This window comes from Pseudomonas fluorescens (assembly GCF_040448305.1).
In the GTDB taxonomy this organism is placed as follows: domain Bacteria; phylum Pseudomonadota; class Gammaproteobacteria; order Pseudomonadales; family Pseudomonadaceae; genus Aquipseudomonas; species Aquipseudomonas fluorescens_BH.
In genome coordinates this window covers 5290397-5315025 of record NZ_CP148752.1, presented here as the reverse complement: position 1 = coordinate 5315025, position 24629 = coordinate 5290397, and the positions used below count along the sequence as shown (strand labels likewise).

At 58.4% G+C, this 24629-nt stretch carries 23 protein-coding genes and 4 tRNA genes; 17 read left to right on the top strand and 10 right to left on the bottom strand.

Annotation, left to right across the window (positions count from 1 at the left end; genetic code table 11):
- Positions 1-42: 42 nt before the first annotated feature.
- The 5 genes from WHX55_RS24110 to WHX55_RS24090 all read left to right on the top strand — a co-directional run bounded on the left by WHX55_RS24110 (position 43) and on the right by WHX55_RS24090 (position 2147).
- The gene (locus WHX55_RS24110) at positions 43-1284 is read left to right on the top strand and encodes an aspartate kinase (RefSeq protein WP_007971040.1); all 1242 of its coding nucleotides are present in this window, start codon (positions 43-45) and stop codon (positions 1282-1284) included.
- Between the two features lie 188 nt (positions 1285-1472).
- Entirely contained in the window at positions 1473-1661 is a 189-nt protein-coding gene (gene csrA / locus WHX55_RS24105) for a carbon storage regulator CsrA (RefSeq protein WP_002554426.1), read from the top strand.
- A 62-nt stretch (positions 1662-1723) separates the two neighbouring features.
- A tRNA-Ser gene (locus WHX55_RS24100) sits at positions 1724-1814 on the top strand.
- A 107-nt stretch (positions 1815-1921) separates the two neighbouring features.
- Positions 1922-1998, top strand: a tRNA-Arg gene (locus WHX55_RS24095).
- A gap of 72 nt (positions 1999-2070) precedes the next feature.
- Positions 2071-2147 (top strand) — tRNA-Arg (locus WHX55_RS24090).
- Between the two features lie 19 nt (positions 2148-2166).
- On the opposite strand, the gene WHX55_RS24085 is transcribed toward WHX55_RS24090, so the two are convergent.
- On the bottom strand, positions 2167-2685 hold the full coding sequence (locus WHX55_RS24085; RefSeq protein ID WP_353741464.1) for a cell envelope protein SmpA: 519 nt from the start codon (positions 2683-2685) through the stop codon (positions 2167-2169).
- 320 nt (positions 2686-3005) lie between these two features.
- Between WHX55_RS24085 and mgtE the strand changes: the two genes are divergently transcribed.
- A complete protein-coding gene (gene mgtE, locus WHX55_RS24080) occupies positions 3006-4448 on the top strand; it encodes a magnesium transporter (protein ID WP_110660499.1) in 1443 nt (480 codons plus the stop codon).
- Positions 4449-4549: 101 nt separating this feature from the next.
- On the opposite strand, the gene WHX55_RS24075 is transcribed toward mgtE, so the two are convergent.
- From WHX55_RS24075 to WHX55_RS24065, 3 genes are all read right to left on the bottom strand, one after another.
- Positions 4550-4876, bottom strand: a complete 327-nt coding sequence (locus tag WHX55_RS24075) for an Arc family DNA-binding protein (RefSeq protein ID WP_003178899.1) — start codon at positions 4874-4876, stop codon at positions 4550-4552.
- A 411-nt stretch (positions 4877-5287) separates the two neighbouring features.
- Entirely contained in the window at positions 5288-5467 is a 180-nt protein-coding gene (locus WHX55_RS24070) for a PA3371 family protein (RefSeq protein ID WP_150726090.1), read from the bottom strand.
- A gap of 59 nt (positions 5468-5526) precedes the next feature.
- On the bottom strand, positions 5527-5700 hold the full coding sequence (locus WHX55_RS24065; RefSeq protein ID WP_257605528.1) for a hypothetical protein: 174 nt from the start codon (positions 5698-5700) through the stop codon (positions 5527-5529).
- A 132-nt stretch (positions 5701-5832) separates the two neighbouring features.
- On the opposite strand from WHX55_RS24065, the gene WHX55_RS24060 reads away from it, so the two are divergent.
- Positions 5833-5909: transfer RNA gene (locus WHX55_RS24060), tRNA-Arg, on the top strand.
- Positions 5910-6468: 559 nt separating this feature from the next.
- On the opposite strand, the gene WHX55_RS24055 is transcribed toward WHX55_RS24060, so the two are convergent.
- On the bottom strand, positions 6469-7182 hold the full coding sequence (locus tag WHX55_RS24055; RefSeq protein WP_150754076.1) for a response regulator transcription factor: 714 nt from the start codon (positions 7180-7182) through the stop codon (positions 6469-6471).
- Positions 7183-7952: 770 nt separating this feature from the next.
- Here WHX55_RS24055 and WHX55_RS24050 point away from each other — a divergent pair.
- From WHX55_RS24050 to WHX55_RS24035, 4 genes are all read left to right on the top strand, one after another.
- A complete protein-coding gene (locus WHX55_RS24050) occupies positions 7953-9557 on the top strand; it encodes a response regulator (protein WP_353741463.1) in 1605 nt (534 codons plus the stop codon).
- Entirely contained in the window at positions 9554-10246 is a 693-nt protein-coding gene (locus WHX55_RS24045) for a HAMP domain-containing sensor histidine kinase (RefSeq protein WP_150754074.1), read from the top strand. The genes WHX55_RS24050 and WHX55_RS24045 overlap by 4 nt, the downstream gene beginning before the upstream one ends.
- Before the next feature lie 201 nt (positions 10247-10447).
- Positions 10448-11692, top strand: a complete 1245-nt coding sequence (locus WHX55_RS24040; protein WP_353743081.1) for a glutamine synthetase family protein — start codon at positions 10448-10450, stop codon at positions 11690-11692.
- A 62-nt stretch (positions 11693-11754) separates the two neighbouring features.
- A complete protein-coding gene (locus tag WHX55_RS24035; RefSeq protein WP_353741462.1) occupies positions 11755-13131 on the top strand; it encodes an MFS transporter in 1377 nt (458 codons plus the stop codon).
- A gap of 66 nt (positions 13132-13197) precedes the next feature.
- Here the strand turns inward: WHX55_RS24035 and WHX55_RS24030 are convergent, their stop codons facing one another.
- From WHX55_RS24030 to flgA, 4 genes are all read right to left on the bottom strand, one after another.
- The gene (locus WHX55_RS24030) at positions 13198-13944 is read right to left on the bottom strand and encodes a flagellar brake protein (RefSeq protein WP_150754072.1); all 747 of its coding nucleotides are present in this window, start codon (positions 13942-13944) and stop codon (positions 13198-13200) included.
- A gap of 124 nt (positions 13945-14068) precedes the next feature.
- The gene (locus WHX55_RS24025) at positions 14069-14536 is read right to left on the bottom strand and encodes a flagellar protein FlgN (protein WP_150726097.1); all 468 of its coding nucleotides are present in this window, start codon (positions 14534-14536) and stop codon (positions 14069-14071) included.
- A 48-nt stretch (positions 14537-14584) separates the two neighbouring features.
- Entirely contained in the window at positions 14585-14911 is a 327-nt protein-coding gene (gene flgM, locus WHX55_RS24020; RefSeq protein WP_150726098.1) for a flagellar biosynthesis anti-sigma factor FlgM, read from the bottom strand.
- A 166-nt stretch (positions 14912-15077) separates the two neighbouring features.
- Positions 15078-15836, bottom strand: coding sequence for a flagellar basal body P-ring formation chaperone FlgA (flgA, locus tag WHX55_RS24015; protein ID WP_353741461.1), 759 nt, complete (start codon positions 15834-15836; stop codon positions 15078-15080).
- 83 nt (positions 15837-15919) lie between these two features.
- Here flgA and WHX55_RS24010 point away from each other — a divergent pair, with 83 nt between their 5' ends.
- The 6 genes from WHX55_RS24010 to flgE all read left to right on the top strand — a co-directional run bounded on the left by WHX55_RS24010 (position 15920) and on the right by flgE (position 21047).
- On the top strand, positions 15920-16852 hold the full coding sequence (locus WHX55_RS24010; RefSeq protein WP_008051531.1) for a chemotaxis protein CheV: 933 nt from the start codon (positions 15920-15922) through the stop codon (positions 16850-16852).
- A gap of 45 nt (positions 16853-16897) precedes the next feature.
- A complete protein-coding gene (cheR, locus tag WHX55_RS24005; protein WP_007994597.1) occupies positions 16898-17725 on the top strand; it encodes a protein-glutamate O-methyltransferase CheR in 828 nt (275 codons plus the stop codon).
- 366 nt (positions 17726-18091) lie between these two features.
- Complete coding sequence (gene flgB, locus WHX55_RS24000) at positions 18092-18499, top strand: flagellar basal body rod protein FlgB (RefSeq protein WP_008051530.1); 408 nt, start codon at positions 18092-18094, stop codon at positions 18497-18499.
- Between the two features lie 3 nt (positions 18500-18502).
- The gene (flgC, locus tag WHX55_RS23995) at positions 18503-18946 is read left to right on the top strand and encodes a flagellar basal body rod protein FlgC (protein WP_007980123.1); all 444 of its coding nucleotides are present in this window, start codon (positions 18503-18505) and stop codon (positions 18944-18946) included.
- Positions 18947-18961: 15 nt separating this feature from the next.
- Positions 18962-19684: a flagellar hook assembly protein FlgD gene (flgD, locus tag WHX55_RS23990; RefSeq protein WP_150757846.1), complete on the top strand. Its 723-nt coding sequence runs from the start codon at positions 18962-18964 to the stop codon at positions 19682-19684.
- A 31-nt stretch (positions 19685-19715) separates the two neighbouring features.
- The gene (flgE, locus tag WHX55_RS23985; protein ID WP_150726105.1) at positions 19716-21047 is read left to right on the top strand and encodes a flagellar hook protein FlgE; all 1332 of its coding nucleotides are present in this window, start codon (positions 19716-19718) and stop codon (positions 21045-21047) included.
- 271 nt (positions 21048-21318) lie between these two features.
- Here the strand turns inward: flgE and WHX55_RS23980 are convergent, their stop codons facing one another.
- The gene (locus tag WHX55_RS23980) at positions 21319-24213 is read right to left on the bottom strand and encodes a ribonucleoside-diphosphate reductase subunit alpha (protein ID WP_353741460.1); all 2895 of its coding nucleotides are present in this window, start codon (positions 24211-24213) and stop codon (positions 21319-21321) included.
- Positions 24214-24629 lie beyond the last annotated feature (416 nt).

The following is a 24629-nucleotide window of genomic DNA, read 5'->3' as shown; positions in this document are numbered from 1 at the left end:
GTGATTATTTGGGCGCCCTTCATGGGCAGAGGCGGCTTTGAAATGGCTTTGATCGTACAGAAATTTGGAGGCACCTCGGTCGGCACTGTCGAGAGAATCGAGCAGGTCGCCGACAAGGTTAAGAAATTCCGCGATGCCGGCGATGACCTGGTGGTTGTGCTGTCTGCAATGAGCGGCGAAACCAACCGTCTGATCGATCTGGCCAAGCAAATCAGTGGCGACGGCCAACCGGTTCCGCGCGAGCTGGACGTGATCGTCTCCACCGGTGAGCAGGTGACGATTGCCCTGTTGGCCATGGCGCTGATCAAGCGTGGCGTGCCGGCGGTGTCGTACACCGGCAACCAGGTGCGGATTCTGACGGATAGCGCGCACAATAAAGCGCGTATCTTGCAGATTGATGACCAGAAGATTCGCGGTGACCTCAAGGCAGGTCGTGTGGTGGTCGTCGCCGGTTTCCAGGGCGTCGACGAGCACGGCAACATCACCACCCTCGGTCGTGGCGGTTCGGACACCACCGGCGTGGCGCTGGCGGCAGCCCTGAAGGCTGACGAATGCCAGATCTACACCGACGTCGACGGTGTCTACACCACCGACCCGCGTGTGGTGTCCGTGGCTCAGCGCCTGGACAAGATTACCTTCGAAGAGATGCTGGAAATGGCCAGCCTCGGTTCCAAGGTGCTGCAGATCCGCGCGGTCGAGTTCGCCGGCAAGTACAACGTTCCGCTGCGCGTACTGCACAGCTTCAAGGAGGGTCCGGGCACCCTCATTACTATTGATGAAGAGGAAACCATGGAACAGCCGATCATTTCCGGTATCGCTTTCAACCGCGATGAAGCCAAGCTGACCATCCGTGGCGTGCCAGACATCCCGGGCGTTGCCTTCAAGATTCTCGGCCCGATCAGTGCCGCGAACATCGAAGTCGACATGATCGTGCAGAACGTCGCGCACGATAACACCACCGACTTCACCTTCACCGTGCACCGCAACGACTACCAGGCGGCGCAAGCCGTGCTGGAAAAGACCGCTGGCGAGCTGGGTGCCCGTGAAGTCGTGGGCGACACCAAGATCGCCAAGGTGTCGATCGTGGGCGTTGGCATGCGTTCTCACGCAGGCGTGGCCAGCCGCATGTTCGAATCCCTGGCCAAGGAAAGCATCAACATCCAGATGATATCGACGTCGGAAATCAAAGTCTCCGTAGTGATCGAAGAGAAGTACCTGGAACTGGCTGTGCGCGCTCTGCACACGGCTTTCGAACTGGACGCACCGGCCCGCCAGGGCGAGTGATGCGTTTGTCAAAAGGCGCGGTCTGACCGCGCCTTTTGTTTTTTTGTATGGCGTGACCCCCGAGGCTGTTCTTTTGCTCACGCTAGTCAATACTCAGGCATGTAGGGCTGCGACCGCTCCGGTTGTGGGTCGAGTGCCTTTTTTTTGCAGACTGTTGTCCCTGAAATGTAATGCGTGAGGAGAAAGGTATGCTGATTCTGACTCGTCGGTGCGCAGAAAGCCTGATTATCGGTGATGGCGAAATCACCGTGACCGTGCTCGGCGTCAAAGGAAATCAAGTGCGCATCGGTGTTAATGCCCCCAAAGAGGTAGCTGTTCACCGGGAAGAAATTTACCTGCGTATCAAGAAAGAGAAGGACGAAGAACCAAGCCATTAATTTTTATCGTTTTTTATGTTTGCAAACGGGGAAGAAGCTGGTTAATATACGCCCCGTGTTGCGGAGAGCTGGCCGAGTGGCCGAAGGCGCTCCCCTGCTAAGGGAGTACACCTCAAAAGGGTGTCGGGGGTTCGAATCCCCCGTTCTCCGCCATTATTTGCGTAGTACGTTGTAATCTGGCTTCTTCGGTAAGTTGTTGAAATTACTAGAAAAAGTGCTTGACATAGAGATTAGACGGCCTATAATGCGCGGCAACAAATGCACTCGTAGCTCAGCTGGATAGAGTACTCGGCTACGAACCGAGCGGTCACAGGTTCGAATCCTGTCGAGTGCACCATTTAAGAGTTAGTTGCAGTAATGCAAGTAACTTGGCTTCAACCAGTTGTGGTCTGGTCTAAAAACACAAAATGCACTCGTAGCTCAGCTGGATAGAGTACTCGGCTACGAACCGAGCGGTCACAGGTTCGAATCCTGTCGAGTGCACCATACAACAGAAAGCCCGCATTTAATGCGGGCTTTTTGCCGTCCGGGATTTGGCTTTTCCCTTCGTGCATCCCCTCTCGTCGAACTCCACGTTTGCGCTACGACCTCGCCGGGTGTCGTAGCGGTAGCTCGTGGCTGAATTGCGAATACTGATCTTGTCCGGCTTGCCGAGCGCGCTTTCGACGTCTTGCTGGCTCATGCCGGCGACCACTCGCTGATTGATGATCGCCTCCCGGCGCTGCCTGGCACTGATCAGGTTTCCACACTTGTCCTGCGCCTGACCGACCACGGTCGGCTCTTTCCTTTGGATTTTCATTCCTGATGTTTCACGGGGTTCGGCTGGCGGCATAAGCGCCATCGTGCTGCCAGGTGTAAAGGCACGGACGTCCTGAAGTGAAACACTCTCTCCCGCGGCACAACCCAGTGTGGTGAAGGCAATGCGCCCATTGGCCGCCTCGCAGCGCTGAACGGTGGTGGCGAGCGCCAGGGGCAGGGGGCTGAGCAGGCTGAGCAGTAAAAAGAATTGTGCAACTGATGGCATCAGGCGTCCTCCGTGACGTTCCTTTTCAAGGGTAGTGGCTACAATTTTCGAAGGGGGTGTGTTTTCTTTTCAGAATACGTCGTCGCACTTTCATGGATCAGGACGACGCTCAGGTTTGTTGTGCAAGCGCTTGTTTCAGCCGAGATTTTTTAACGTTTAAAACCGTCAGGCGGTGTATCATTGCGCCCGTCAGCCCCGCCGGGGCTTGTGGAATACCTCCATGGACTTACCCAGTAGTTACTCAGTACCCCGTTTCACCAATCATGAATTGACTGATTGATCCTTCCGGCGTGCCCCGCTGCTGGGAGTGGAGTTCGCCTATGTCTGAAATCGAAGTAAAGAAAACGCAGGAAAGCTTGCAGGATCGCCTGGCTCAGGTGGTTGAGTTGCTGCAGCGTCAGCGAGTTGTAGAAGACCTGACTCACCGCCAGGAAGGCCCGCATCATGACCGGGTCGAGAACCTGGTTCACCGGCAGAACCTCGTCGAGTTGCAACGCAAACTCGATGACCTGCACTCCGCCGACGTCGCCTACATCCTTGAAGCCTTGCCGCTGGACGATCGTCTGACGCTCTGGCAACTGGTCAAGGCCGATCGCGACGGCGACATCCTTCTTGAAGTATCCGATTCGGTCCGTGAATCGCTGATCGCCGACATGGACGATCACGAGCTCCTGGCAGCCGCCAAGGACATGGATGCCGACGAACTCGCTGACCTGGCCTCCGAGCTGCCGCGAGACGTCGTCCATGAGCTCATGGAGACCCTCGACCAGCAACAACGCGAGCGCGTGCGTTCGGCGCTGTCCTACGACGAGGAGCAGGTCGGTGCGCTGATGGACTTCGAGATGGTGACCATCCGCGAGGACGTCAGCCTTGAAGTGGTCTTGCGTTATCTGCGTCGTCTCAAGGAGTTGCCGGGCCACACCGACAAACTGTTCGTGGTCGATTACGACGGCGTCCTCAAGGGCGTGTTGCCGATCAAGCGTTTGCTGGTCAACGATCCGGACAAACAGGTTTCCGAGGTGATGGCCAGCGATCCGGTGAGTTTCCACCCGGATGAAGACGCCTACGATGCGGCTCAGGCGTTCGAACGTTACGACTTGATCTCCGCGCCTGTGGTCGACAAGAACGGCAAGCTGATCGGCCGTCTGACCATCGATGAAATGGTCGACCTGATCCGTGAAGAGAGCGAAAGCGAAGTTCTCAACATGGCGGGTCTGCGTGAAGAAGAAGACATTTTTGCGTCGGTCTGGAAATCCCTGCGTAACCGTTGGGCCTGGCTGGCGATCAACCTGATTACCGCGTTCGTGGCTTCTCGGGTGATCGGTTTGTTTGAAGGTTCGATCGAGAAGCTCGTGGCGCTTGCGGCGTTGATGCCGATCGTGGCGGGGATCGGCGGTAACTCGGGTAACCAGACCATCACCATGATTGTTCGGGCCATGGCGCTGGACCAGGTGAGCACCGGCAATACCTCGCGCCTGATGCGCAAGGAATTGGCCGTTGCGTTGATCAACGGCGTGATCTGGGGCGGGGTGATCGGTGTGGTTGCCTACCTGCTCTATGGCAGTTGGTCATTGGGCGTGGTGATGACCGCCGCGATGACGCTCAACCTGTTGCTGGCGGCATTGATGGGGGTTTTGATCCCGATGACCCTGGCGAAGATGGGACGCGACCCGGCAATGGGGGCCAGTGTGATGATTACTGCCATGACCGACAGCGGCGGCTTCTTCATCTTCCTGGGGCTGGCGACAATCTTCCTGCTCTGAAGTCCGTTTCACTAAAACCCGCCGTCAGGCGGGTTTTTTGTGCCCGGATTTCAGGCAAAAAAAAAGCCAGCGATCAGGCTGGCTTGGGCTTACTGGGTGAATCAGGACGCGTCGGCGGCCATTTCAGCGTCATGGGCGATCAGCGAAACCAGGGCGTTCTGCTGACGATGGGAGAGCTGGCGGAAGCGCTGCAGCAGCTCCCGTTCGTGCAAGGAAAGCTCCGGGCTGTCCAGGCGCATGCTCAACTCTTCGCCCAGTGCGCCTTCCTGAATAAGACTCTGCTCAAGGCGCGCAATGATTTCGGAGTTCATGCTGCGATGATGATTGCGAGCCACCTCGGCAATGCGTTCACGCATTCCGTCTGGCAGACGTACGACGAACTTGTCAGCCGTACGGCTGGAATAAATTGCCTGTTTCAATGGGCGCATATATTTAACCGGTTAGTTCAGGGGAGCGGTTTTCGGGATTGGCCGCAGGATGTCTGGTAGGACAAGCGCTCTGACCAAATGTTCAACCTGAATTGATAGGCGCGCATCATGCCTCAAACAAGCCAGATCCTTGGCGTCAATTCTGTGACAAATATTGAACTGTATAAAGGCTTTCTGCCAGCACCAATTATCAGAAATGCAGACTGGTTTGAAAAGTTCGACCGGGCCGTATCGCTTAGCGCTTTCTCCAACCCACGAAAGGCTTCTGACGGGCAGCAAAAGCGGACTCGATCCCTGTTCCTTGCCTTTTACAGAATAGTGGCAAATGGCCGATTTACTAGGGGAGGTCGTATAGAGGGGTGGGAATTCAGGATGGATGGCAGGCCCTTGCACTGGATCTGCCATGTCGGATCAACGCAGTACCGGATCAAACTTGATCTTGCGTCCGACAATCAATGCGAGCACGAACAGGGCGCTGAATACGCCACTGGCGATCAGGGGGAGGGTGACGACCATGTCCTGGGTCAATGACAGATGAAAAATGCCACTCAACATGGCGAGGATGAAGAAACTCGCGGCTGATCTGGACATGCTGTGCTCCTGGTGGGGGTCATTTCAAAATACCAAGCGTTCGGCAGATGGAGCCGGTATCAGGATGTTTTCCTGGCTGACAAAGCCGTGCTGGTCGCTTGTCGCTGCCAGCAGCTCGCATGCCAGAGTCTATCGGCAATTAAATTCTTTAAAAACAATGAATTAAGTTCTTTTTGGTAAAGCGCAATATTGCATTTTTCAATGATGGCTTTTTGCGGTGATGCAATTTGCACGGTAAACAAGTCCGCGCCCGGCCGAGGCGACTGCCTACACTTAAAAAGCCCTACGGATGACATGACAAAAGCCAGCCCGGCCGTTAACATGCACGCCGTCCATCGCATCGCGTTTCGTCGCGGTCAACGTGTGTCTCAGTAGCTCAATTGGATAGAGCATCCCCCTCCTAAGGGGAAGGTTGGCAGTTCGAACCTGCCCTGGGACACCATATTTTGCAGCTCCCCTGCCTGTTTCAACGCTTCGTTTTCACGACTTGTAGATAAAGTTCGACAAATTCAGGTGCCAGGGATTTTCGAAGCCATCAACTCTACCTTCGTGACGTTCCATCTCCTCTCCGTAGTCTGAATCTCCCATCCCGCCTGTACACGCCGATCGTCACCACTTCGTGGTACGTGAATCCCGACGACTCGGCAGGCGCGACCCAGCAGGAGACGCTGACGACAACGACACCCAGAGTTTCGCCGCCAACTTAAAACAACGACCATCACCTTGGTCGGGGTCGATCTTCAGAGTAACGACATCTTTTTTGGCAGTGCCTGAGGCATCGCGCGCGTGAACGGATCCGCATGATCGCATCCGCCGTGAACTATCGAGCAGCACAAGGCTTAATGAGCGCGGCGGGTAGATACGGGTTAACGCGGCAGGGGACACCAGGAACGACATCAGCATTGCGGGTACCCTGTTCTGGGTCTTCGACAAGGACGGCGACACAGTGACGACCTACCCCCTGAAAGTGAAGGGCAGACCGTCTTGTATTGACTTGAATTTCAATCCAGTTCCACCCAGACGGACTCGGTCGGTGCTTCATTGGTGAGCCCGTGTTTCAGCGCATACATCAACAAGTCGATGCGGTTGATGAGATTAAGCTTTTGATAGATGTTGCTGAGGTGGTTGTGCACGGTGTGCTCGCTGATCCCCAGGCGCCCGGCGATGCTCACATATTTGGCGGACGGTTCGCCCACGATGGCGCGAATCAGTTCTCTCTCGCGCAGCGTCAACCGCGCCTGTTTCGCCCGCTCCAGATTGCATTTCAAGGGTATGTGCCCGGTCGCGGAATAGCCGGAAAGGCCGCCAGCCCAGGCTCTATCCATTGCGAAGTCGCTATGGTGGACCTTGAGGATGGCCTGGATAATCGATTCCGTCGGGTCTTCTGCCAGCACGATGCCGCGAGCGCCAGCCTCTATCGCCTGGGCAGCGGGGACGACTTCGTATAGGCCCTTGAGCAGCAGCACTTTCATTTCGGCGCTACGGGTGAGTCCCGCGACGACCTCCAGAGGATTTAGCGCATCCGGAAAGAAACTGAAAAAAATGACGTTGGGCCGCAACTGATCGGCAAGATCCAGCGCACTGGTATAAGTGGTGGCCTGTGCTATCACTTCCATCTGGGGCTTTCTGGCATTGATCAAGTCGTGAAGGCCCTTGAGCACGAGGGGGCGACAATCGATCAACATCACGCGAATGGGTTCTTTTTGGTCAGTCATGATCTTCCTGACCCCCTTGAAAAACCAGCGATGGCCTCCAGAGGTCCTTGGGCCATTTCCATCAACAGCACCGGCAGGGAGGGCGAACGTTTCCAAAAGGCAGGCAAGGCCCGAGAGAGAAGATTTATACGAATAATTATCAGTGATTTACGCATGATGATGTGCTCCCTCCCGCCTCTCAACTGATTCTAGGCCAGCCCGGAGCGCTACCTGTCAGCCCATCCGTCGGTCCTCGGTGTAAGCCCAGTGCGAGTAGGCCTGACTGCTGTTCTCAAGAGGGGGGGGTAACCCTCGAAAATCAAGGTATTAGGCTCGCCACGGGTGGCCAGTGGCCAAGGTCTGATCCTGATTGCACTCGTCAATTAATCGACGAGTGGTGTTCACTTAGGAGTACCAATATCGATTTAGTCAATTTATCGGCGAATTCTGCCTGACCAGCCACCGGCATTTGCTGATGTTCATGTATTGCTGGTGTTCATGTATCAGCATTTTTTTGTGCGCGAGGTGTCGTTTTCAGTAAGGGCTTCACATATTCAGAATGAGCGTCGGGGAAGGTTCTCAAGGGAACGCTGTTGCTGGCCGATAACCCGGGCAGTCAGGGACTTGTTCGTCTCTTCCGGTCGGCATGGGGGGCTCATTGTCTATGCGAAGGTGTTTGATAGCCTAGTGCCACCCTTTATCATCTGCGCGCCAAATCAAGGGCTGCGAAGCTGAGTCCGTCCGTGTATTTGTCTTTGGGTTCTTCTTCTTAAATTGCCTGGAAATCTTCGATGCTGTCGTATCACCAAAAGCGTTTTCTGATCGTCGATGATTTCTCGGACTTTCGCAGTTCGGTCAGGTCGATGCTGCGCGAACTGGGCGTCAAGGAAGTGGACACTGCCGATACCGGCGAGCAGGCGCTGAAAATGTGCTCGCAGAAAGCCTACGATTTCATCCTGCAGGACTTTCACCTGGGTGACGGCAAGAAGAATGGCCAGCAGGTGCTCGAAGACCTGATGGAAGAAAAGCTGATCAGCCATGAAGCGGTGTTCGTCATGGTCACCGCCGAAACCAGCCAGGCCATGGTGCTCAGTGCGTTGGAGCATGAGCCCGATGCCTACCTGACCAAGCCGTTCAACCGTTCCAGCCTGGCCCAGCGCCTGGAGCGCCTGGAGCAGCGCAAGACCCTGCTCAAGCCGATCCTGCAGGCCCTCGACCGGGGCAAGCCGATGGAGGTGCTCAACGCCTGCATAGCCCTGTGCAAACAAGATATTCGTTACTCGCCGTTGTGCCTGCGCTATCGCGCCGATGCCCTGCGCGACCTGAATCAGAACGAAGCGCTGGAGCGCCTCTATGACAGCATCATCGCCGACCGCCCGTTGCCATGGGCGTTTGCCGGGTTGGGCAAGTTGCTGTTCAAGCGCGGCCAGGTCGGGCAGGCCAAGGGCATTTATGAAAAAGCCCTGAAAGTCTTCCCGATGATGCCGTCGTTGTATGACGGCATGGCGGATGTACTGGTTGCCGAAGGGGACACCAAGGGGGCGCAGCGCGTCCTGGAAGAGGCGATTCGCCTGTCGCCGCTGGCGGTGCGTCGCCAGGCATTGCTCGGCAAGCTGGCGATGACCAACGAGGACTTCGATACGGCGGCCAAGGCCTACCGCCAGGCCGTGAGCCAGGGCGCGCAGTCGCGGTTCAAGGATGCCGAAAGCAACCTCGGCCTGGCCCATGCGTTGATCAGCAAGGGCAGCGAACGGGGCCTGGACACGCGGACCCGCTTGGAAATCAACACAACATTGAGCGCCGTGGCCAAGGAAAACCCTTCCGATCCGGGCCTGCAAATCCGGGCGCGCCTGATGAAGGCCACCAGCCTGTTGCTCAACGATGCCGAGACGGCGGACAAGCTTACCGAGCAAGCCTTGTTGCGTCTGGATGGCATGGAGCAATTCATGAGCGCCGAAGCCGCTTTGCTGGTGGCCAAGCAGCTGAAACTGCTCGGGCAGACCGAGGCCGGCACCGCGATGCTGAAAAACTGCGTGGAAATCTACGGCGACGATCCGGCGATCATGAAGGACATCGCCAAGCAGACCGACGACCCGAGCATCCTCAATTGCGGCAACGCCGCCGCGGAACTCAACCGTCAGGGCGTGCGCGTGTACAAGACCGGTAACCTGGTGGAGGCCCGGCAGGTATTCCGCAAAGCCCTGGCGATGCAACCGAAGAATATCAGTATCGCCCTGAACATGGCGCAGTCGTTGTTGCATGGCACCGATACCAGCGCTCCTTCGGCGGAGCTGGAGGAGTGCCGGGCCTGCCTGAAAATGGTCGGCCTGATGCCCGACTCCGACGCGCGCTATCCGCGTTACCAGAAGCTGAAAAGCAAGGCGCTTGGCCAATGAATGACAATGAGCAGGCACTGGATTTCTCCACGGTGATCGCCTCTACCGTGCACGACATGAAGAACTCGCTGGCCATGCTGATGCAGGCCCACAGCCAGTGGCTGGGGCGATTGCCGGAGTCGGCGCAGAAGACGCCGGAGCAGGGCGTGATTGACTTCGAGTTCGCCCACCTCAACGGCATGCTGGTGCAGTTGCTGGGGCTGTACAAGCTCGGCGTCAACCAGATGCCCTTGCAACCGGCCTACCATGAACTGGACGACTTCATCGAAGCGCAACTGGCTTGCCATCAGGAGGTGTTCGCCAGCCGCGGCATCATGGCCACCTTTGAAGTGGACCCGCTGAGCCCGTTGGGTTTCTTCGACCGTGAGTTGATCGCGTCGGTATTGGCCAACTGCATCAACAACGCCATTCGCTTTGCACGGCATGCCGTTTTGATCAGCGTCAGCGACGTAGCCGGGCAACTGGTGTTGACCATCAATGACGATGGCGAGGGATACCCGGCGCAGATGCTCGAGCGTCAGGCGGATTACGTGCAGGGCATCAATCAAAGTACCGGCAGCACCGGGCTGGGCCTGTACTTTGCCGGGCGAATTGCCGCGCTGCATCAACGCAACGGTGTGGGTGGGCGTACCGAAATCAGCAATGGTGGTCCGTTGGGCGGAGGAGTGTTCCGCCTTTACCTGCCTTGACAGGCAGCAAATTCTTCGACGCTGCTTGAAATTCCGAACACGCGGAGCCTATTTTGTACGGTCGCCGTTCGCGGCCCGCACAATAACAAGGATAGCGTCATGACAACCGTTGGCCTGAGTTCACTCGCGCAGCGATTGACGGGCATTGATGAAGTTGAGTGTGTCACGCCGGATTTGAATGGCGTTCCACGGGGCAAAGTGATGACCTGCGAGGGTTTTCTCGACGGTCGACGTTTGCAGATGGCACGGGGCGTGCTGCTGCAATGCATCATGGGCGGATATCCGCCGGCGCGTTTTTACGGCAGCGATGATGGCGACCTGGCGCTGATCCCGGACCCGGCACAAATCCACCGCTTGCCCTGGAGCCATCCACCGCGGGGCTTGGCCATTTGCGACGCGAATGAACTGGGCACCACCACCAGCTCCAGCCTGTCGACCCGTGGTCAGCTCAAGGCGGTGATTGCCCGTTACGCGGCCCGCGGCTTGGCGCCCGTGGTGGCGACCGAGCTTGAGTTCTTCGTTTTTGCGCCTAACACCGACCCGACTCAGTCGTTCCAGCCGCCGTTGGGGCTGGACGGTCGCCGCGAAGACGGTCAGTCGGCGTTCAGCGTCAGTTCCAATAACGGCTTGCGGCCGTTCTTCAATGAAGTCTACGAATGCATGGCTGCGTTGGGGCTGCCTCGCGATACCTTCATGCACGAAATGGGCGTCAGCCAGTTCGAGATTAATCTGCTGCACGGTGATCCGCTGTTGCTGGCCGACCAGACGTTCCTGTTCAAGCACTTGCTCAAGGAAGTTGCCCTCAAGCACGGCCTGAGCGTGGTGTGCATGGCCAAGCCGTTGCCGCATACGCCGGGCAGTTCGATGCATATTCACCAAAGTGTGGTGGAGATCGATTCGGGGCGTAACGTGTTCAGTGATGAAGCGGGGCAGGAGACTCCGACGTTCCGCCACTTCATTGCCGGTCAGCAAGTTTGCATGGCCGACTTCACCGCGTTGTTTGCGCCGAACGTGAATTCCTATCAGCGCTTGTGCCACCCTTACGCCTCACCGAATAATGCCTGCTGGTCCCATGACAACCGGGCGGCCGGCCTGCGCATTCCGGCCAGTTTGCCGGTGGCCCGTCGGGTCGAGAACCGCTTGCCAGGGGCCGATGCCAACCCGTATCTGGCGATTGCCGCAAGCCTGGCGGCGGGGTTGCATGGCATCGAGAACACGCTGGAACCGAGTGCGCCGATCCAGGGTGAGTTCGAAGTGCCGGACAATCTTTCGTTGCCGTGTACCTTGCATGCGGCACTTGAGCGTCTGAAACGTAGCCAGTTGGCCAAGGAACTGTTCGGCGCGGAATTCATCGAAGGCTACATCGCTTCGAAGACCCTGGAGCTGAGCAGTTTCCATGATGAAATTACTCCCTGGGAGCGTCGTGTTTTAGCGACCCAGGCCTGACGATCCGTCGACATCCGGCTATCGTTTAGCGGTAGCCGATTCTCACTGCAAGGAGCCGCTCGTTGCGCCAAATCTGGAAATCCTTTCGAGCGCTGTATTTCGCCTCGCTGATGATGTTGATCGGCTCGGGCCTGTTGAGTACTTACCTGGGCCTGCGCCTGGCGGCCGACCATGTCGACAGCCTGTGGGTCGGTGCTTTGATGGCCGCCAACTACTTCGGCCTGGTGCTGGGGGGCAAGATCGGTCACCGGTTGATTGCCCGGGTCGGGCATATCCGGGCCTACTCGGCCTGTGCCGGGATTGTCGGCGCGGCGGTGTTGGGTCATGGCCTGACCGATTGGTTGCCGGCCTGGCTGTTCCTGCGGGTGATCGTCGGCCTCGGCATGATGTGCCAGTACATGGTGATCGAGAGCTGGCTCAATGAACAGGCCGATGCCAATCAGCGCGGGTTGGTATTCAGCGGTTACATGATCGCCTCTTACCTGGGCCTGGTGATGGGGCAACTGATTCTGGTCATGCATCCGGCGCTGGGGCTGGAACTGCTGATGCTGGTCGCCCTGTGTTTCGCCCTGTGCCTGGTGCCGGTGGCGCTGACCCGACGGATTCACCCGGCACCCTTGCATCCGGCACCGATGGAGCCACGGTTCTTTATCAAACGCGTGCCACAGTCATTGAGCACGGTGCTCGGGGCAGGCCTGATCGTCGGTTCGTTCTACGGTCTGGCACCGCTGTATGCCTCGCAGCAAGGGTTGTCCACGGAGCAGGTCGGTCTGTTCATGGGTAGCTGCATTTTTGCCGGGCTGCTGGTGCAGTGGCCATTGGGCTGGTTGTCCGATCGCTACGACCGGGCCGTGTTGATCCGCAGTTTCGCCTTCAGCCTGGCACTGGCTGCACTGCCGCTGGCGATCATGCCGCAGGTGCCGTTGGAGATTCTGTTTATCGCCGGTTTTGTCTGTTCGCTGGTGCAGTTCTGCCTGTATCCATTGGCAGTGGCGTTCTCCAACGACCATGTCGAAGGCGATCGCCGGGTGTCCCTGACGGCGATGTTGCTGGTGACCTATGGTGTTGGCGCGAGTATCGGGCCGCTGGTGGCAGGCGTGCTGATGAAGTTGTTCGGCAGCCAGATGCTCTATGCCTTCTTCAGTTTCTTCGCGTTGGTGCTGGTGTGGCGGATTCGCCCGAAAGCGGTGACCAACCTGCATCAGGTCGACGACGCACCGCTGCATCACGTGGCCATGCCGGACAATATGACGAGTTCGCCACTGGTGGCCTGCCTCGACCCGCGTGTTGATGAGCAGGTGGTGCAGGATCAGATGTGCAACCCGGTGAATCCGGAACCGCCAGCCGAACCTGAATCCGAATCCGAATCAGAAACCGATCAACCGCCAGAAGACCCTGATTCGGGGCGCGAGCAAAGCTTTACCGAGGCCAGGCCTTAAAACCGGGGCACAAAAAAACGGGCAGTCACCGCAAGGGACTGCCCGTTTTTTTGTTGAAGCGCTCTATCAGAGATCGTCTTTGTCGAAACGACGTGCTTCACGTTGCAACTGATAGACGAAGCGTTCGACCTGACGCTGCACCAGCCCGCTCATGTTATGGAAGCGAACGCCGGCGAAGGTGGTGGAAATCCTTTCTTCGAAGTGCAGATAACGCAACTCGACCGGCGCGGTCATCTTGCCAAAGGGCAGTTCGGCGTTGAAGCGGTCGTACACCTGACCCAGTTGCAGGCTGCCAGTGATGTCGCCGTCAAAGCGCAGTTTGCAGCCGGTAGCGGAAATATCCAGCAGCTTGCCGCTGATGGGGGCCTTGAGCTTTTCGCCGTCGAGGTTGACGTTGACCAGTTGTGCCAGTTTCAGCGCGGCGCGGAACGCATTACGGCGCTGGTGGTACACCACTTCGTCGGGCAGGGCGCCACGATAGCAGCGGCTGCCAGCGGATTCGTCGATGTTCAACCGGCCGTTGCTTTCCCAGGCAATGCGTACGCCTTCGTGGAAGCCTTCGACCCTGAACGGCTCGCCCGCCAGCAGGTAGCGCTCGCCATCACGGGGAATCATTTCGTCCAGGGCAATCATGTTGCTGTCACGGTCCAGGTCCACCAGATAGCTCTGGAAGCGCTGGCTGCGCTCGTGGAACGTGATGATCAGCGGGTCATGGCTTTCGAGCAGCTGGCGCAGGTTGCTGGAGATTTCCAAGGGCGTGGAGAGCACCTTGGGTGGCTGCGGAGCATCATCCACGGATAAGGCATTGGACACGGTTAATCAATCTCCAGACAAAATTTGACTACGGCAGTATGGCAGTATGGCAGTATGGCAGTATGGCAGTATGGCAGTTTGCCAGTATGTTGCGCGTCTTGATAGAGCGGGGGCATTGACCGGCTCATGCCTGACTGAGCGGGCGCGGCTTGGCAAGCTTGGAGAATGTTCCGCTGGCATCGTAAAGCGCCGGGGTTTCACCGCCGGTGAGGATTTTCAGCTGAGTGGCCGTAGCGGCCTGCTGAGTGAGGATCGACTGGCCGTTGTTGGCGTTGATGGCCTGGCACTGGGCCAGGAGATCGGTCAGCACGTCACTTTGCGCCAGCAACTGCTCGCCAATGCTCGACTGGCCGGCCAGTTGCTCCAGACCGCCGCGGTTGGTCGGCAGGTTGAGGCTGGCGAGAATTTCGCTGCGCTTGCGGCCATGCTGTTCGAGCAAAACGACCAATGCCTGTTTCTGCGCCAGGATGTTCTCGAGCAATGGCATGTCGCGGCCATGCAATGCGAGGGATTCGGTCTGCAGTAATTCCAGCAGGTGTTGCGCCGGGGCAAAGTCGTCGGTGATCAGTTGCAGTAGATGAGTGTCGTGCATGGCTGGCCTTGGGTTTTAAGCGTCCAAAAGCCTGGCGCCGGCGGTGGCCTAGCGCTGGGCTTCGAAGTTGAGCAGTTTGCTGGCTACACGGTTGCTGTCGACTTTATAGCTGCCATCGGCAATCGCTGCTTTCAACTCGGCCACGCGGGCGTTGTCGACGGCAGGCTGATCGCGCAGCTTGTCAGTGACCTTCTGCAACTGTTGAGCCTCATTGCTGAGATGTACCGATTCCCCGCTTTTGACGGTACCGGCCTGTTCGGCCGCGGACTCCAGCGGCGCGGATTTGCCGGCCTCGGCGCTTTCCTTGCTGACGCTGGTACGTGTACTGCCCGTAAGGGACGAGGAGCTGTTCAATCGGCTGAAATCGATGACCATGATAAAAACCTCTGGGAATTTGGACGCTTGCCATGGTTTCGGCCATTCCCTGGAAAACTTTAGGCCCATTTATCAATGAACCTTGCGCGCGCCAGCGCTTGCCGTGCCTGGAACACAGTCTAGGGAACAGCCGCGGCAAGCGCCACATTCTGATGAACAGAGCGCTTTACATGGACACTTCCACCTGCCCCGGCGCCATGACCTGCGCCTTGATGACTCGCTGGGAGTTGAGGTTTTTCACCCGGATCTGTTCGCTCAGGCTGCCGTTTGACAGCGCTTCGCCCGGCATGCGCACGCTGAGCGTACCGCTGCGGGCGGTAATCACCACCTGATCACCCTTGCGGATGACCTCGGCCTGTTCGATTTGCACCAGGGTAATCACCTGGTCGGCGACCATTGGTCGGGTCAGTCGCTGCCCGATCGCCTGATCGAGGGAAGTCAGGTAGCCCTGGCTGGTGAGGCTGATATCGCGCTCGCGCAGGACCACATCCCCAGGCTCGACAATGGCGGCGCGGCGCAGTGGCCGGGCGCTGGTCACGACATCGCGAAACAGGCGGATTTGAGCGGGCACGAAGACTGTCCAGGGGGAAACGCCCTCGCAGCGAACCTTGACCGTAACCCGTCCCAACGGCTTGGGACTCTCAAGCGTTGCTGTCAATTCCCTGTCGCACATGGGCATGTGCATGCGCGGATCGAGCGGGTTGACCTGGATCTCGTAGCGACCTTCCGTTTGGCTGGTAGCCAGATAGTCTTCTACGGTGAATTCAAGAAAGCCCTGAGTGACGCCGATAAGCATGTCAGGCAAGGTAACCGCGTCAGCAAGGGCAGGGTTGCCAGCGTTGAACAGGCAAACGGCCGCCAGCACGCCGAGCAATTTTCGGCAGGGTGTGGTCAGGCGTCGGAAAAATGTCGGTTCTGTGTTCATAACGATTAAAAAAGCAAGCGCCGTGCCGTTTAGTGATGAAGGCGCGTCGCAACAACACTTGGCGTTGGTGTAGGAGTCTGGGCATGGCTGGTGTAATGGATTCGGTAAACCAGCGCACGCAACTGGTGGGGCAGAATCGCCTTGAGCTGTTGTTGTTCCGTCTCGACGGCCAGCAGCTGTACGGGATCAACGTGTTCAAGGTTCGGGAGGTGCTGCAATGCCCCAAACTGACGCTGATGCCCAAGTCCAGTCCTGTCGTGTGCGGCGTGGCGAACATCCGGGGGGCGACCATCCCGATCCTTGATCTGGCGATGGCGACTGGCTCCGGTGCGTTGAAGGACAAGCACAATCCGTTCGTGATCATCACGGAGTACAACACCAAGACCCAGGGTTTCCTGGTCCGCTCGGTGGAGCGCATCGTCAACATGAACTGGGAGGAGATCCATCCGCCGCCCAAGGGCACCGGGCGCGATCACTACCTGACGGCGGTGACGCGGGTCGATAACCAGCTGGTCGAAATCATCGACGTCGAGAAGGTGCTGGCGGAAGTTGCGCCGACACCGGAAGCGATTTCCGTGGGCGTGGTGGATGTCGAAACCCAGCACAAGGCGCTTTCGTTACGCGTGCTGACGGTCGACGACTCATCGGTGGCGCGCAAGCAGGTCACGCGTTGCCTGCAAACGGTCGGCGTCGAAGTGGTGGCGCTGAACGACGGTCGGCAAGCGCTGGACTACCTGCGCAAACTGGTCGACGAGGGCAAGAAGCCGGAAGAAGAGTTCCTGATGATGATCTCCGACATCGAGATGCCGGAGATGGACGGGTACACCCTGACGGCGGAAATCCGCAACGACCCGCGCATGCAAAAGCTTCATATCATCCTGCACACTTCGTTGTCGGGGGTATTCAATCAGGCGATGGTCAAGAAGGTCGGTGCCGATGACTTCCTGGCCAAGTTCCGTCCTGATGACCTGGCATCCCGGGTAGTCGACCGGATCAAAGCAGCAGATATCAGCTAGGGGCTCGCACCCCTGGCAGTCAACACGATTTAAGAGGCGGCATCATTGTCTACGGGTAATTTGGATTTCGAACAGTTCCGGGTATTCCTGGAAAAAGCCTGTGGCATTTTGCTCGGTGAAAACAAGCAGTACCTGGTCTCCAGCCGTCTCAACAAACTGATGGAACAGCAAGGCATCAAGTCGTTGGGTGAGCTGGTTCAGCGCATGCAGACCCAGCCGCGCAGCGGTTTGCGCGAGCAGGTGGTGGATGCCATGACCACCAACGAAACCCTGTGGTTTCGTGACACCTACCCGTTTGAAGTCTTGAAGAACAAGGTACTGCCCGAGGCGATCAAGGCCAGTCCCGGCCAGCGCCTGCGCATCTGGTCGGCGGCGTGCTCGTCGGGCCAGGAGCCGTATTCGCTGTCGATGTCCATCGACGAGTTCGAGCGGGTCAACCTGGGTCAGCTGAGGATGGGTGTGCAGATTGTTGCCACCGACCTGTCCGGCACCATGCTGAACAACTGCAAGACCGGCGAGTACGACAGCCTGGCCATCGGTCGCGGTCTGTCGCCCGAGCGCCTGCAGCGTTATTTCGACCCGAAAGGGCCGGGGCGCTGGGCGATCAAGGCACCGATCAAGAGCCGTGTGGAATTCCGTTCCTTCAACCTGCTGGACAGCTACGCGAGCCTCGGCAAGTTCGACATCGTGTTCTGCCGCAACGTGTTGATCTACTTCTCCGCCGAGGTGAAGAAGGACATCCTGTTGCGTATCCACAGCACGTTGAAGCCGGGCGGGTACCTGTTCCTCGGTGCTTCCGAAGCGTTGAACGGTTTGCCGGATCATTACCAGATGGTCCAGTGCAGCCCGGGGATCATTTACCAGGCGAAGTGATTGGACTGATTTCATCAAAAACGGGAGTCCTTCAGGGCTCCCGTTTTTTTGTGCCTGATGATTTCTCACAGGTACCACCTACCCCTGTGGGAGCGAGCCTGCTCGCGATGGCGTCCTGACAGTCGAGTTCAGCTTTGCCAGACACACCGCTATCGCGAGCAAGCTCGCTCCCACAGGGGGCGGCGGTGTTCTGAAAGGGTGAGGAGGCGGCAGAAAAGCGGCATGCGGCGGAAAACCGTTGCCGCTTTTCTGGCATTGCCGCGTTGCCATGGCCGGCAAAGCCCCGGTTTCCGGGCTTTTTTGAATTGGCATGGGGCTTGCTAAGTTGATCCTACGAAAAATCAGGTCACCCGAAGGTTTCCCGACATGAGCATCAGCTTCGATAAAGCGCTCGGTATCCACGAACAAGCCCTGGGCTTCCGCGCCCAGCGTGCCGAAGTCCTGGCCAACAACATCGCCAACGCCGATACCCCGAACTACAAGGCTCGGGACCTGGACTTCTCGAAAGTGCTCGCCGAGCAGAACGAGAAAACCAAAAGCGGCACCTTCGCCTTGAACATGACCAACAGCCGTCACATCGAAGCTGAAGGCCTGGGCAATGGCGACGAGTCGTTGCTGTATCGCACGCCGATGCAACCGTCGATCGACCAGAACACCGTGGACGCTCAGCTGGAACAGTCGAACTACGCGGAAAACGCGATCGGCTTCCAGGCCAGCTTCACCCTGCTCAACAGCAAATTCAAAGGGCTGGTATCAGCCCTGCGCGGAGAGTAAGCCATGTCTCTATCCAGTGTTTTCAACATTGCCGGTAGCGGCATGAGTGCGCAGACCACGCGCTTGAACACCGTCGCTTCGAACATCGCCAACGCCGAGACGGTCTCGTCGAGCATCGACCAGACCTACCGCGCGCGCCACCCGGTATTCGCCACCATGTTCCAGGGCGGGCAGAGCGGCGGCAGCGACTCGCTGTTCCAGAGCCAGGATGCCGCCGGCCAAGGCGTGCAGGTGCTGGGTGTGGTCGAAGACCAGAGCAATCTCGAGGCGCGCTACGAGCCGAACCATCCGGCGGCCGATGCCAAGGGTTACGTCTACTACCCGAACGTCAACGTGGTGGAGGAAATGGCCGACATGATTTCCGCGAGCCGTTCGTTCCAGACCAACGCCGAAATGATGAACACCGCCAAAACCATGATGCAGAAGGTCCTGACCCTCGGTCAGTGATAAGGGGCGACTCAGATGAGTGTTACCGATTCCACCAGTGGTTTGAGCCTCAACGACATCCTGGCCAACTCCTCGATCAAGACCAACACCACGACTGACGGCCTCGCGTCGGCAACCGGCAGCGCCACGGGCAACCAGGCCCTGGGCAAGGATGCATTCCTGCAGTTGCTGGTGACCCAGCTGAAAAACCAGAACCCGCTGGAGCCCCAGGACAACGGCGCGTTCGTGGCCCAGTTGGCGCAGTTCAGCAGCCTTGAAGGCATCACCACGCTGAACAGCACCGTGAGCGGCCTGGCCAGCAACTACAACTCGTCCCAGGCCTTGCAGGCGTCGTCGCTGGTGGGGCGTTCGGTCATCGCGCCGGGCGACAAGGCCGTGGTCGATACCACCAAGAGCCTCAGCGGCACGGTGGTGGTTCCGTCTTCGGTGGCGTCCGCCACCCTGAAGATCACCGACGCCGACGGCAAGACCGTGCGCACCATCGACCTGGGTTCGCAGAAGGCCGGCAACGCCAGCTTCATCTGGGACGGCAAGAACGATGCGGGTGAGACGGTACCTGCGGGCACCTACACCTTCGGCGCCACGAGCACGATCGATGGCCAGTCCGTTGCGTTGATCACCAACCTGCCCGCCACCGTCAACAGCGTGACCATCAGCCAGACCGGCGGTGAGTTGATGCTCAATCTGGCCGGGCTGGGCAGCGTTGCCCTGTCCAAAGTACAAACCATTGGTATGTAGAGCCGACTAACACGGCACAAAGGAGTGGATGATGTCTTTCAATATCGGCCTTAGCGGTCTCTATGCAGCCAATAAACAACTGGACGTGACCGGCAACAACATCGCCAACGTCGCGACCACCGGTTTCAAATCGTCCCGCGCAGAATTCGAAGACGTGTACTCGGCGACCCGCCTGGGCACCGGCAGCAAGACCGTCGGTAACGGCGTGCGCCTGGCCAACGTTTCCCAGCAGTTCGGCCAGGGTGACGTGAGCAACACCGGCAACGTGCTCGACATGGGTATCCAGGGCAACGGTTTCTTCGTCCTGAGCAACAACGGTTCGCTGACCTACACCCGTGCCGGTACGTTCAAGACCGACAAGGAAGGCTACGTCACCAACAGCGACGGCACTGCCCGCCTGCAAGGTTACGGTGTGGATGCCAACGGCAAGATCGTCAATGGCGTGCTGACCGACCTACGGATCGACACCTCCAACCTGGCGCCGAAATCCACCAGCACCGTGTCGTCGACGATCAACCTGAACTCCACCTCGGCGGTGATCGACCAGACAGTGGCGGCGAACAAGTTCGACCCGTCCAAGACCGAGACCTTTACCAAGTCGTTCAGTACCCCGATCTTCGATACTCAGGGTAACCAGCACACCATGGATCAATACATGGTCAAGACTGGAGCGAACACGTGGGACACCTACACGCTGATCGATGGCCGCAATCCGGATGGCAGTGATCCTACCGTTACCGCGCCGGTTGCTTCGACCATGTCGTTCGACTCCACCGGCAAACTGACTTCGGTCAGTACGCCCGTTACGCCGCCAACCACGCCACCGACTTCGGTGATCAGCAGTGACCTGAAAATCACCAACTGGACCCCGGGCAGTGTCACCAATGGCGTCTGGACAGCCAACGGCGCGGCAGCCGATCCGGCTGGATTGACCATCGCCATGGCCAACACCACCCAGTTCAACGCCGACACCGCGCGTTCGATTCCGGCGCAGAACGGTTACGCCACGGGCCAGATCACCAACCTGACCATCGACGGCAGCGGTGTGCTGCTGGCCAACTTCAGCAACAACCAGACCAAGCCGATCGGCCAGATTTCCCTGGCCAGCTTCACCAATGAGCAAGGCCTGCAACCGGTAGGCGGCACCAGCTGGAAAGAAACCTACGCGTCGGGCATCCCGGGCTACGATGCACCGGAGACCGGCACCCTGGGTTCGATCGTTTCCAACTCCCTGGAAGAGTCCAACGTCAACCTGACCAATGAACTGGTCGACCTGATCAAGGCGCAGAGCAACTACCAGGCGAACGCCAAGACCATCTCCACCCAAAGCACCATCATGCAGACCATCATTCAGATGACTTGATGCTGGAAAGTGCTGTGCAAGGAGCCCCTCATCAGAGGGGCTTTTTTGTGGCCTGAGATTTTGCGTTGGAGGTGATGGCCTCATCGCGAGCAGGCTCGCTCCTACAGGGGACCGGGTCTTTCCAGATAAACACGATCAACTGTAGGAGCGAGCCTGCTCGCGATGGCGTCAGTCCGGCCATCATCATCCTTCAGGCAAAAGAAAACCCCCGACCCGCCAGAGGCTGATCGGGGGTTTCGAGTAAGCGCCTTGCGACGCTTACCGGCTCAGCTTATTGGCAAGCTTCGCAATCCGGCTCGTCGATGGCGCAAGCCTTCGGCACTGGAGCAGGACCTGCAGGCGCTGCCAGGACCGAGTCGTCACCGTGGTTGCCGCCGCTGGAAACAGCGTTCAGCTTACCGGTGTTGATGGTCGACTTCTCGGTGCTGGTCGCGGCCAGGGCACGGAGGTAGTAAGTGGTTTTCAGGCCACGGTACCAGGCCATGCGGTAGGTCACGTCCAGCTTCTTGCCCGAAGCGCCAGCGATGTACAGGTTCAGCGACTGAGCCTGGTCGATCCACTTCTGACGACGGCTTGCCGCGTCGACGATCCACTTGGTGTCCACTTCGAAAGCAGTCGCGTAGAGCTCTTTGAGTTCTTGCGGGATGCGCTCGATCTGCTGCACCGAACCGTCGTAGTACTTCAGGTCGTTGATCATGACCGAGTCCCACAGACCGCGAGCCTTCAGGTCGCGAACCAGGTACGGGTTGATCACGGTGAATTCGCCCGACAGGTTCGATTTCACATACAGGTTCTGGTAGGTCGGTTCGATCGACTGCGATACGCCAGTGATGTTGGCGATGGTCGCGGTCGGTGCGATGGCCATGATGTTCGAGTTACGGATGCCTTTCTGTACACGGGCGCGAACCGGTGCCCAGTCCAGGGATTCGTTCAGGTCGACATCGATGTACTTCTGGCCACGGGACTCGATCAGGATCTGTTGCGAATCCAGCGGCAGGATGCCTTTGGACCACAGCGAACCCTGGAAGGTCTCGTAGGCGCCGCGCTCGTCGGCCAGGTCGCAGGAAGCCTGGATCGCGTAGTAGCTGACCGCTTCCATCGACTTGTCGGCGAACTCGACGGCTGCAATGGAACCGTAAGGGATGTGCTGCAGGTACAGCGCGTCCTGGAAGCCCATGATGCCCAGGCCGACCGGACGGTGCTTGAAGTTGGAGTTCTTCGCTTGCGGCACCGAGTAGTAGTTGATGTCGATCACGTTATCGAGCATGCGCACGGCGGTGTTCACGGTGCGTTGCAGCTTGGCGGTGTCCAGCTTGCCGTCGACGATGTGGTTCGGCAGGTTGATCGAGCCCAGGTTGCAAACGGCGATCTCGTCCTTGTTGGTGTTCAAGGTGATCTCGGTGCACAGGTTCGAGCTGTGGACCACGCCCACGTGTTGCTGCGGGCTGCGCAGGTTGCACGGGTCCTTGAAGGTCAGCCATGGGTGGCCGGTTTCGAACAGCATGGACAGCATCTTGCGCCACAGGTCTTTGGCCTGGATGGTCTTGAACAGCTTGACCTTGCCCGGGTACTCGGTCAGGGCTTCGTAGTACTCGTAGCGCTCTTCGAAGGCCTTGCCGGTCAGGTCGTGCAGGTCCGGTACTTCGGACGGCGAGAACAGGGTCCACTTGCCGTCATCGAAGACGCGCTTCATGAACAGGTCAGGGATCCAGTTGGCAGTGTTCATGTCGTGGGTACGACGACGGTCATCACCGGTGTTCTTACGGAGTTCGATGAACTCTTCGATGTCCATGTGCCAGGTTTCCAGGTAGGCACACACAGCGCCTTTGCGCTTGCCGCCCTGGTTAACCGCTACGGCGGTGTCGTTCACTACTTTCAGGAACGGCACGACGCCCTGGGACTTGCCGTTGGTGCCCTTGATGTACGAACCCAGCGCACGAACCGGGGTCCAGTCGTTGCCCAGGCCGCCAGCGAATTTCGACAGCATGGCGTTGTCGTGGATCGCGTGGTAGATGCCCGACAGGTCATCCGGCACGGTGGTCAGGTAGCAGCTCGACAGCTGTGGACGCAGGGTACCGGCGTTGAACAGGGTCGGGGTCGATGCCATGTAGTCGAAGGACGACAACAGGTTGTAGAACTCGATGGCACGGTCTTCACGGGCTTTCTCTTCGATCGCCAGGCCCATGGCTACACGCATGAAGAAGATCTGCGGCAGTTCGAAACGCACGCCATCCTTGTGGATGAAGTAACGGTCGTACAGGGTTTGCAGGCCCAGGTAGGTGAATTGCTGGTCGCGCTCGTGGTTGATCGCCTTGCCCAGTTTTTCCAGGTCGAATTCGGCCAGCACAGGGTTCAGCAGTTCGAACTCGATACCTTTGGCGACGTAGGCCGGCAGCGCCTTGGCGTACAGGTCGGCCATTTCGTGGTGAGTGGCGCTCTCGGCCACACCGAGGAAGCCCAGGCCTTCGCCGCGCAGGGTGTCCATCAGCAGGCGCGCGGTCACGAACGAGTAGTTCGGCTCGCGTTCAACCAGGGTACGGGCAGTCATCACCAGGGCGGTGTTGACGTCGTTCAGGGCCACGCCGTCGTACAGATTCTTCAGGGTTTCGCGCTGGATCAGGTCGCCGTCGACTTCTTCCAGGCCTTCGCACGCTTCGGTGACGATGGTGTTCAGGCGGCCCATGTCCAGAGGAGCAAAGGTGCCGTCGGCGCGGGTGATGCGGATCGACGGGTGAGCATTGACCGCTTCTTCGGCCGGTGCGTGGGCGGCGCGTTCTTTCGAACGACCGTCACGGTAGATCACGTAGTCGCGAGCGACTTTCTGCTCGCCGGCACGCATCAGGGCCAGTTCGACCTGGTCCTGGATTTCTTCGATGTGGATGGTGCCGCCCGATGGCATGCGACGCTTGAAGGTCGCGGTGACCTGTTCGGTCAGGCGGGCAACGGTGTCGTGGATTCGCGACGAGGCAGCAGCGGTGCCGCCTTCAACTGCGAGGAACGCTTTGGTGATGGCGACGGTGATTTTGTCATCGGTGTAGGGAACGACAGTGCCGTTACGCTTGATCACGCGCAGTTGGCCAGGCGCGGTGGCGGACAGATCCGAATTCGAATCAGCGGCCTGCGGCAAGGTGCCCTGCGGGTTCTCGCGAGTTGTGTCGGTTTGCATGGGGGAGTGTCTCCACATTCTCTATGTTTGTTTGGGCACCATCACGGTGCCCACCGTTCCGTCCTGAAGCACTACAACCGGCGAGCGCCGGGCATAACAACTTCGGGACAGTAGGAAGGGGGCTTTATCGAGCGCCGCTTCCATGCCGAAGTCTTTGGTCTCACGCCTTGGGCCTGAAACCTTGGTCCTTTGCAGGTGACAGTTGGGACTGCAACACCCGTACCGTTTTCACCACTCGGGGCCGAAATACAGTAGCCATCCGCATGCGCGGTTTGGTCTTTCGAAAATACGTATGGTTCAACCGGACAGAGGCAATAAAAGCGCTTGAAATTGGTGTCTGGTTTGTGTTTGGTTTTTTGCGCAAAACCCTACATCTAGGGTTTTTTTAGCGCCGGGCTACAAGATAATGCGTTTTG